Origin of the sequence: Pseudoalteromonas sp. NZS11 (assembly GCF_015864765.1) — a bacterium.
GTDB classification, from domain to species: Bacteria; Pseudomonadota; Gammaproteobacteria; order Enterobacterales; family Alteromonadaceae; genus Pseudoalteromonas; species Pseudoalteromonas arctica.
Window position 1 is genome coordinate 81,474 of sequence record NZ_JADYWP010000012.1, and the last position, 8,735, is coordinate 90,208.

10 protein-coding genes and 1 pseudogene are annotated in these 8,735 nt (G+C 40.5%); 4 read left to right on the forward strand and 7 right to left on the reverse strand.

What is annotated here, in order from left to right; translation table 11 throughout:
- Positions 1-41: 41 nt before the first annotated feature.
- The 4 genes from hmpA to I6E82_RS18120 are packed head-to-tail and all read right to left on the reverse strand — an operon-like array spanning position 42 to position 2,900.
- A complete protein-coding gene (hmpA, locus tag I6E82_RS18105) occupies positions 42-1,223 on the reverse strand; it encodes an NO-inducible flavohemoprotein (RefSeq protein WP_197118416.1) in 1,182 nt (393 codons plus the stop codon).
- Between the two features lie 20 nt (positions 1,224-1,243).
- Entirely contained in the window at positions 1,244-2,476 is a 1,233-nt protein-coding gene (locus I6E82_RS18110; protein ID WP_010555391.1) for an NnrS family protein, read from the reverse strand.
- Complete coding sequence (locus tag I6E82_RS18115; RefSeq protein ID WP_197118421.1) at positions 2,476-2,631, reverse strand: hypothetical protein; 156 nt, start codon at positions 2,629-2,631, stop codon at positions 2,476-2,478. Before I6E82_RS18115 ends, I6E82_RS18110 begins: the two co-directional genes overlap by 1 nt.
- Positions 2,631-2,900, reverse strand: coding sequence for a hypothetical protein (locus I6E82_RS18120; protein ID WP_197118417.1), 270 nt, complete (start codon positions 2,898-2,900; stop codon positions 2,631-2,633). The genes I6E82_RS18115 and I6E82_RS18120 overlap by 1 nt, the downstream gene beginning before the upstream one ends.
- Before the next feature lie 160 nt (positions 2,901-3,060).
- Between I6E82_RS18120 and norR the strand changes: the two genes are divergently transcribed.
- Complete coding sequence (gene norR / locus I6E82_RS18125; RefSeq protein WP_024594305.1) at positions 3,061-4,617, forward strand: nitric oxide reductase transcriptional regulator NorR; 1,557 nt, start codon at positions 3,061-3,063, stop codon at positions 4,615-4,617.
- 32 nt (positions 4,618-4,649) lie between these two features.
- Here norR and I6E82_RS18130 read toward each other — a convergent pair whose 3' ends face one another.
- Positions 4,650-5,549, reverse strand: coding sequence for a LysR family transcriptional regulator (locus I6E82_RS18130; RefSeq protein ID WP_121955622.1), 900 nt, complete (start codon positions 5,547-5,549; stop codon positions 4,650-4,652).
- Positions 5,550-5,668: 119 nt separating this feature from the next.
- Between I6E82_RS18130 and I6E82_RS18135 the strand changes: the two genes are divergently transcribed.
- Positions 5,669-6,235: an NADPH-dependent FMN reductase gene (locus I6E82_RS18135; RefSeq protein WP_007584922.1), complete on the forward strand. Its 567-nt coding sequence runs from the start codon at positions 5,669-5,671 to the stop codon at positions 6,233-6,235.
- A 21-nt stretch (positions 6,236-6,256) separates the two neighbouring features.
- Here the strand turns inward: I6E82_RS18135 and I6E82_RS18140 are convergent, their stop codons facing one another.
- The gene (locus I6E82_RS18140; RefSeq protein ID WP_007584919.1) at positions 6,257-6,697 is read right to left on the reverse strand and encodes a tellurite resistance TerB family protein; all 441 of its coding nucleotides are present in this window, start codon (positions 6,695-6,697) and stop codon (positions 6,257-6,259) included.
- 99 nt (positions 6,698-6,796) lie between these two features.
- On the opposite strand from I6E82_RS18140, the gene I6E82_RS18145 reads away from it, so the two are divergent.
- A complete protein-coding gene (locus I6E82_RS18145; protein ID WP_197118418.1) occupies positions 6,797-7,177 on the forward strand; it encodes a hypothetical protein in 381 nt (126 codons plus the stop codon).
- Positions 7,178-7,179: 2 nt separating this feature from the next.
- On the opposite strand, the gene I6E82_RS18150 is transcribed toward I6E82_RS18145, so the two are convergent.
- Positions 7,180-7,773, reverse strand: a complete 594-nt coding sequence (locus I6E82_RS18150) for a hypothetical protein (protein WP_165722808.1) — start codon at positions 7,771-7,773, stop codon at positions 7,180-7,182.
- A 145-nt stretch (positions 7,774-7,918) separates the two neighbouring features.
- Between I6E82_RS18150 and I6E82_RS18155 the strand changes: the two are divergent.
- Positions 7,919-8,249 (forward strand): annotated as a pseudogene (locus I6E82_RS18155) (sugar O-acetyltransferase); the annotation flags it as partial.
- Between the last annotated feature and the right edge of the window lie 486 nt (positions 8,250-8,735).

Sequence of the window (8,735 nt, forward strand, 5' to 3'; positions counted from 1 at the left end):
GCAGCATATCGCTGCGCGCCTTTTTCTATTTTAAAGCGTTATTACAAGTCTTGATGCGGACCAAACACTTCATAATGAATCTGCTCGTTTTTAACACCTAACTCAAGTAACTGGTTTTTTATAAATGCCATAAAACCGGCAGGACCACATAAGTAAAAGTCACCATTACTCACTGGTAGCTGTGCTTGTACTGCGTTTAGGTTCATTAACCCAGTAAAGTCAGCGCCCTCTGTCGCTTGGTTAAACCACGTCATTGTTTGTAAGCGGTTATAAACTGCATTTAACTCATTTAAATATTTTGAAAACGAATGCTGCTGAGTATTTTCGCAGGCATGTAAATACATAATCTCTTGATTAGAGTTGTCACTTAATAACGTTTCAAGCATAGCCAGCATTGGCGTTTGCCCAACACCTGCTGAAATGAGTACCGCTGGACTTGTATTATTACGTAAAAAGAAGTCTCCTGCCGGCGGGTATAGCTCAACAATAGTGCCTTGCTCTAATGAGTGTAAATAATTAGACACCATACCAGGCTTTGGCTGTAGCTCTTTTTTAACACTAATACGGTAGTTTTTAGCGTTACTTTTTTGTGAAATAGAATACTGGCGAATTTCTTCATATTCAGCGCCCTCTGGCTTAACTTTAATACCTAAATACTGCCCTGGTTTATGTGTAATAACAGCTTCGCCATCAACTGGCGTAAGTGTAAAACTCGTTACTAGTTCTGATTCAGCCTGTTTGTTGGTTATTTCAAATTGGCGAGTTCCCGCCCAACCACCGTGTTTATTTTTACTGTGCTCATACAAAGCAGCTTCTTCGGTTATACAAATATCAGCAAGTACGCCGTAAGCTTCGCGCCAAGCGTATTCAACATCGGGAGTAAATTGCTCAGGAAGAAGCTCTTTAAGCGTACCAATTAAGTGTGCACCTACAATAGGGTAATGCTCAGGTAAAATATTCAAGCTTGTATGCTTATGATTAATACGTGTTAGCGCTTCTTTTAATACGGCTAAATTATCAATATTTTGTGCATACGCAGCCAATGCATTAAAAAGTGCAAATTGCTGACGACCTGTATCTTGATTCGCCATATTAAAAATATTTTTAAGCTCAGGATTATGGCTAAATAAACGCTTATAAAAATGATCGGTAACAACCGTACCCGCCTGCGCTAATAACGGAACTGTGCTTTTTACAATCTCAATGGTTTTATCAGATAACATATGTGTTTCCTATGGATGAACTAACCACGACGCCCATCAACACGACGCCGCGTTAATATAGGTGTGCAGTGAATTAAAAATAATGAAAAAGCCACTAACCACAGCAAAGCACTTATTTGCCAAGCAAGGTGAGGCCCAATAATAAAAGGGAGTAATGAACGAGTAATAGCGGCCACAAGCAAAAACGCAAAAGCAACAGCCATGTAATGAGGAATAGCGAGTGTACGCCCTGTATGACCATGTGATACACGCGTCATCATTGCTAAAATCATCATACCTATTGTGCCAATAGTGATTAAGTGCAGCGCATCTTTAAATTGTATTGCACTACTATAAAAGCTAAATGCAACCATCATTAACCCTACGCCTAACGCTAAGTAGGAAAAATGTAAAGACCATAACAACGGCACTCTCAATACCTTGCTATCCCACCAAAAACCAGCCCTGACCAGGTGAAGCGCAGCAACAGTTGCAACAACTAACGCAGGATTAATCGTGTTCAAAAACAACTTGTTGATGAAAAATAAAGTGATAGCCAAAATAGATAAATACATCACCGCTTTATCTATTTTAGGAGTGCGAACTTGTGCGGTTAAACCTAGACCTTTAGCGGTAAAAAATGGTAAAACGCGACCCGCAACAATGCCAACTAGTAAAGTAATTACCAGTACTGCGGTATCAACCACACCAAGTGCAAGCTGCATGTTTTGTTTTAAAACAAGTATTAAATACAATACATTGAGCCCACAAAGCACAGCTAAAATAGCTAAAAACGGATAGTTACTTTTGCTATTGGCTTTTAATAACATATTAGCCAGTACTGCTATGGCGCCTAGCCACCAAATAACTTGTAATGTAAGTGCAGCATATAAATTAAAATGAGCAATATCAGGCAATATCACAAAAAAGGCTAAGCGCGCTGCAAGCCATATAAACGTAAGCCACATAAGGGCTTTCCCACTTATGCTCGGTACGCCTGTCCATGTTTGTGCAGCGGTAAGTAAAAAGCCAACAGCTACAACTCCTGCAAAGCCAAACAGCATTTCGTGCGCGTGCCATAATGTCGCAGGTATCGATGAGTGCCAACTTGCATGGCCTGTTAAAATAAGTAGCCAATACCCCACCGACAAAAATGCCAATAAGCCACCGCCTAAAAAGAAAGGTCTAAAAGCGAGCATCCATAATGGCCATTGAGATACTTGATGAATAGCAACGCGTGCTGGCATTGGCTCAGTTAAGTTTATAGGGCGCATTATCGTACCTCCTGCCCTAAACCATGTTGTGCAACACAGCGCAGTACGTAACTTACTTTTAAAATAGCAGCAATAACAATAGTGCCAATATGAGCTGATACTTGATGAATAGCAACGCGTGCTGGCATTGGCTCAGTTAAGTTTATAGGGCGCATTATCGTATCTCCTGCCCTAAACCATGTTGTGCAACACAGCGCAGTACGTAACTTACTTTTAAAATAGCAGCAATAACAATAGTGCCAATATGAGCTGATACTTGCACCGCCATGGAAAAGTACTCAGCAAACGGGTAGCTAATTAAAATACTTGCCGTAATACACACTAAACTCACAGCTAATGCAGTATTGGCAGCAAATAATACTGTTTCGTATAGTGAACTAAACTGTGTTTGATTATTTAAATTATTCAGCATTAGTGTGTTCATGGCGATCTCTGTAACTAACTACGTTACTTAGCTATTACACATACTGTGCCAACAAATTTATTCAATTAAATTCAACAAGTTAAATTAAAATACTTTACACTATGAGTCTTTATGACCTACTATAAATTAACTCATAAGAACACAAACAGGTCATTTTGACATGAACCAGCAATTCAACCTTACCCAAGTTGCTCTAGAGCTTGCTCAAAGTACACTGCACGAGCATAGTTTTGATCAATTACTAGCAACGGTTGAGCGGGTGATTCCTAGTGATGCAAGTGCGTTATTAGTGCTTCAGGGCGAGCAATTAAAACCACTGGCAATTAAAGGGTTAATGTCCGACAGCCTTGGCAGACGATTTAAAATAGTAGAGCACCCTCGCCTAGAAGCTATTTGCAAAAGCACACTCGCGCTACAATTTGCGCACGACTGCCCACTACCCGATCCATACGACGGATTGCTATTAGCTAAAACCGGCGACATACCGGTACATGCATGTTTAGGTTTACCCCTTTATGATAAAAACGCACTACTTGGCGTACTTACGTTTGATAGCCTTAACGCCAATGCATTTAACAGCATAAGCGCTGATACACTCAATACCTTACAAACGCTGTGTAGTGCGCACTTTAAAACAGCTTTAGAGCTTGCCCATTACAAACAGCATGCACAGCACTCAAGTGCATTAGTACAAGAACTAAATCGTGAAGCGTTAACACGGGACGGCGGTGAAATTATTGGTCAAAGTCCGCTAATGCAAACACTTAAAAACGAAATTAAACTCGTTGCAGCATCTAACTTTAGCGTGCTTATATTAGGTGAAACAGGGGTAGGAAAAGAACTTGTTGCGCGTAATATTCACTTAAATTCAGCTCGAAAAGATCAACCGCTTATTCACTTAAATTGTGCATCACTTCCTGAGAACCTTGCTGAAAGTGAATTTTTTGGTCATGCGAAAGGGGCTTTTACAGGCGCACAAAATTCGCGCCAGGGTAAATTTCAATTAGCTGATGGCGGCACGTTATTTTTAGATGAAATAGGCGAACTGCCCCTGGCCATGCAAAGTAAACTATTACGAGTGCTACAAAGTGGCGAAATACAAACGGTAGGAGAAGACACGCCAAAGTACGTAGATGTACGCGTCGTTGCTGCAACCAACAGAAACTTAAAAGAAGAAGTAGCTCAAGGTCGCTTTAGAGCCGATTTATACCATCGCCTCAGTGTCTACCCTATTACTGTGCCACCACTTAGTAAACGCGAGCACGACATAACACTCTTAGCTGGTTATTTTATTGAGCAAACAGCCCGTAAATTAGGGATAAAACAATTAAAACTAAGCCCTGAAGCGCAAGTACTGCTTAATCAGTACAACTGGCCAGGTAACGTTCGCGAGCTTGAACATGTCATTAGCCGCAGCGCCCTAAAAGCAAAACAAAGCCAATGGCAAAATCCAATAATAACCATTACAAGCGAGCACTGTGATTTAACCCCGAGTGCGCCGCAAAACTCTCTAGTAGCAAGCCAAATTACAACCAACACCTTAATCAACCAACCTTTAAAGCAAGCTGTAGAATCGTTGCAATACAACGTAATTACTGAGCAATTAAAGAAGCATAACTACAACTGGTCAGCAGCAGCAAGAGTACTTGAATTAGATAGAGCTAACTTAGTACGCTTGGCTAAACGCCTAGGCATAGAAGTAAAAAAAACACTATAATCATTTAAAACACAGCTAAAATGCTGCTAAAACTATTGATTAGCAGCTAACTTACTAAAATGTGTTTTTAACAACCCAGCAAAAGCTTGTACTTTAGCAGTGCGATGCACTAAGTGATGTGTGACTAACCATACATCGGTAGGCCAGCTTAACTCACTGTGTAATATAGGTACTAAATCAGAATATTGCGCCGCTACGTCATGCTGTAATCCGCCAATGCCTAGCCCTTTAATTATTGCACGAGTCGCTTCTGCGGTTTCAGATACTCGCAGCTTAATTTGCGATGCAGGAATATGTTCATCAGCCCATGCAAAATAAGGCACGCGGGCATTAAAACCCGCCACACCCGATACAAAATTATGTTGTTGTAAATCACTTAATAATTTAGGCATGCCGTACTTATTAATGTAACGTTTATTCGCGTATAAACCCGATGATAACTGCGCTAAATGCTGAGCAATATAATCGCCCTCATCAGGTCTTGGGCCTGCACGAACTGCAATATGTGCTTGTCCGTGATCGAGCCTTAACCTTTTTTGTTCTAAAATAACTTCTAACTGCACTTGCGGATGTAATACCTGAAATTGCTCACATACATCACCAAGTACATCCATAAAGCCACTTACCGTCGTTAGCAATAAACTCCCTCTAAGGGTGCTATCGGCTGCTGCTATATCGTTATGTAACTGCTCTAAGGAGCTATGGATAGTTTGTGCTGTTGCAAATAACTTGGTGCCAATTTCAGTAACCTTGTAACCACGAGCATGGCGATGAAAAAGGCGTGCATTTAAGTTTTTTTCAAGATTATTAATTCGCCTAAGTACTGTGCTGTGGTGCACATTAAGCTCTTCTGCTGCCGCCGTTAACGTGCCTAATCGTGCTACTTCAAACGCTACTTTAACGTCTTGCCAATCTTCAAATTTTATCGCCATTCTGCTTACCTTATACTTATGTGCATTTACGCACACAAGTGTTGCGTTTATTGGGGTTTTCTACAAGCAAAATTTTGCTACATTAGCGTTGTAAGTTTAAACACTAAAAGGTCACTAGCATGTCAGCACCAAAAATTATCGCCCTAGCAGGAAGTCTTCGACAAGAAAGCTTTAATCAAAAAATTATTAATGAGGCAGCACGTTTTGCTCTACAAACAGGTGCTGAAGTAGAAGTAATAAAACTAAACGAATTAAACATCCCACTATTTAACGAAGATATTGAAGCGCAAGGTACACCAAGCGATGTACAGCTTTTAAAAGACAAACTACGTGCAGCTGACGGTATTTTACTAGCAAGCCCAGAGTACAACGGATCTATAACTGCAGCACTTAAAAATGCGATTGATTGGGCATCGCGCACAGAGCAAGGTGCTGTTCCTGCTTTTCGCAATAAAGTAGTGGCGCTGTTTTCAGCATCACCAGGTGGACTTGGTGGGTTACGCGGTTTAAATCATGTACGTGATATATTAAGTGGTATTGGATCGTTAGTGCTTGCCGATCAACTTGCAGTACCCGCTGTACACACATTGTTTGATGAAAATGGGCAAATTAATGAACCTGTTACTGCAGAGCGAGTATCGGCGCTTGCTCATCAGTTAGTAAGCGTTGCAAGCAAGTTAAGGTAACTTGCATGCCTAAATAACTAATTACTTTGTCGCCGCGAGTTTTGCGGCGATAAAATCGGTATGCGTTACATATAAAAGCCCTGCTACTTTACGTATTACGTAGTCTTCTTGGGGATCTATTTCTCCATCGGCATACGCTAAGCGCCATAATAACTCTATTATTTCAATTCGCTGCGCCGCGCTGCAATGCTCATTAATCTGTTTTGAAAACTGAAAGTAATCTATCGAATCATCTAAGCTGCTTGCCGCGTTATTAGTAAGCTCATTAACCTCAATATCTGTTAAATTAAAATACTTTTTTAAGGTTACAGTCAGGGTTCGTTGTTCATCATGTTCAAGCTTGGTATCTGCACGCATAACTTCAATTAATAATGCAGCAACAGCTGTTTTTAAATCGTGCTCTTGCATACTTGGCTGCTGTTCATCGAATACAGCAAAAAGTTGTTTTATTTGTTTGAACATCACACTTTCCCTTTTTGGGTGTTAGACTAATACGTAAAGAAATCGACCTTATTACTCTTATTAATGGGTATAAAGTTCGCAAATTAAAGGATACATTTTATGAAAGGAATAAACGCACCACGCTTATTTATAGGCGCTACACTGGTGGCCCTTTCAAGTGCAAATACTGCACTTGCTGAAAAAGCCGAAACAGAGAAGCTCTACGACTTTGACAACAAAGTGCATTACTACCAAACCAAAATTGGCGAAGACAACTATAAAATAGAAATCCAGTCAGACGATTACAAACACTTTACCAATCAAAGTGTATTTTTATTACGCCATGCGGACCGTCTATGCCGCGGCAATACCTTTATGTTGAAAATACTTGAAGGCGTGCAAGAGTACGAGCGCTTTCCAACAAAACCACATGCTTACCAACCAGATTTAAGTGTTTTACTACAATGCGAAACTAAAGAAGATACAAACAAGGGTAAGTAGCCTTAGTCTTTATAACCCCAAGGTGCTGATGGTGGAGTAATCGGTTTAGTTAAATCAAAATCCACCTTAAACTCACGTCCTTGGCGAATTAATCGATAAGTAAATACTTCTGGGTAAATATACATTTGCCATGTATTACCTACAGACTGTGCAATGCCTTCTTTCACGAATAACTCTTTAGAGTATTGGTCTGCTGGAAACGACTGCATTTGCGCGAACCCTGCATCAAGCGTATGGCCACCATACATAGTTGATGCGTCGTCTGTTCCATCTTTATGACGATGATCGTGCTTTAAACTCAAGCCACTACCCGTTTTAGTTATGATCCACGTACGTGATGCATCGTCTCCTACATGAAACGGCACTTGTAACTCAGTCTCGCTACATTTACGTACATGCATAACCAGCTTTTTATCTGTAAATGAGCTTGGCCCTTTCGCGTTATCTACCGCTACTTCACCTTCAAAAGCTTTACCGCAATGCGCTGCAATACTATTAAAAAAGGCATCATGAGTAGGAATAGACACTAGCGGTGCAGGGCGTGCAAAAGCTGTCGATGAAGCAACTATTAAAGTTGCTGCAGTTAATAATTTCATATGTTTCTCGTTATAGTTATTTTAAAACACCTGTAATAGTACAGTTTTCTTAAGTACTTTATTAGAAGTATCTATATAAAATTTAGAACAAGACAACTAGGTAAAACTACTAAATAGCGATTAACGACTAAATATCTCAGCCTTCATTAACAATCCTACTTTTATAAATATTAATTACACACCTCAACTAGCCATTGGCCAATTACTTAATCACCATTTGTGATGACTGCTTAATTGGCCCGAACGTTCAGCTTTTAGCTGTGTCACATGCTACTAATCCAGCAAAAAGGCTTAATAAGGAAAACTTTGCAGCACCTATCGCGTTAGGCAATAACATATGGGTTGGCGCAGGTGTAATTATTTTAGCGGGTGTAAGTATTGGTGAAAATAGTATTGTGGGTGCTGTGGTTACTAAAAATGTAATGCCTAATACTGTAGTAGCGGGTAATCCAGCTCGTGAAATAAGAACACTGTAGCTATCTCGATGTGATTTTAACGTTGGGAGTCGCTACGCTCGCATCAGCGAGCACTTTAACTCGTTAAATTAAGTGAATTATTCACTAAGAGACGCTCCGCTATAGAGGAATACCTGAATCACTTTGTCTACAAGCATAAAAAAGCCCGAATCGTTAGATCCGGGCTCGCTACAATGTGAAGTCGGTGCGCTACGCAGTAGAATGTCATAGTGCCCACAGCAGTGGAGAGTCACGTAGCAAATGCTACTGTATTGGCCGACTGGGATATTGAGGGTTTTGTTGTAACTTTAGCGTCGGGAGTCGCTACGCTCGCCCGACCTACGTGATGGGTGTTGATGTGAGTGTACATTAATTACGCGTATTTTACTTTTCTGCAGACGTAAAAAAGCCCGAATCGTTAGATTCGGGCTTTCTACAATTTGAAGCCTGGTAATGTCCTACTTTCACATAGCAAATGCTACACTATCATCGGCGCTGTTTCGTTTC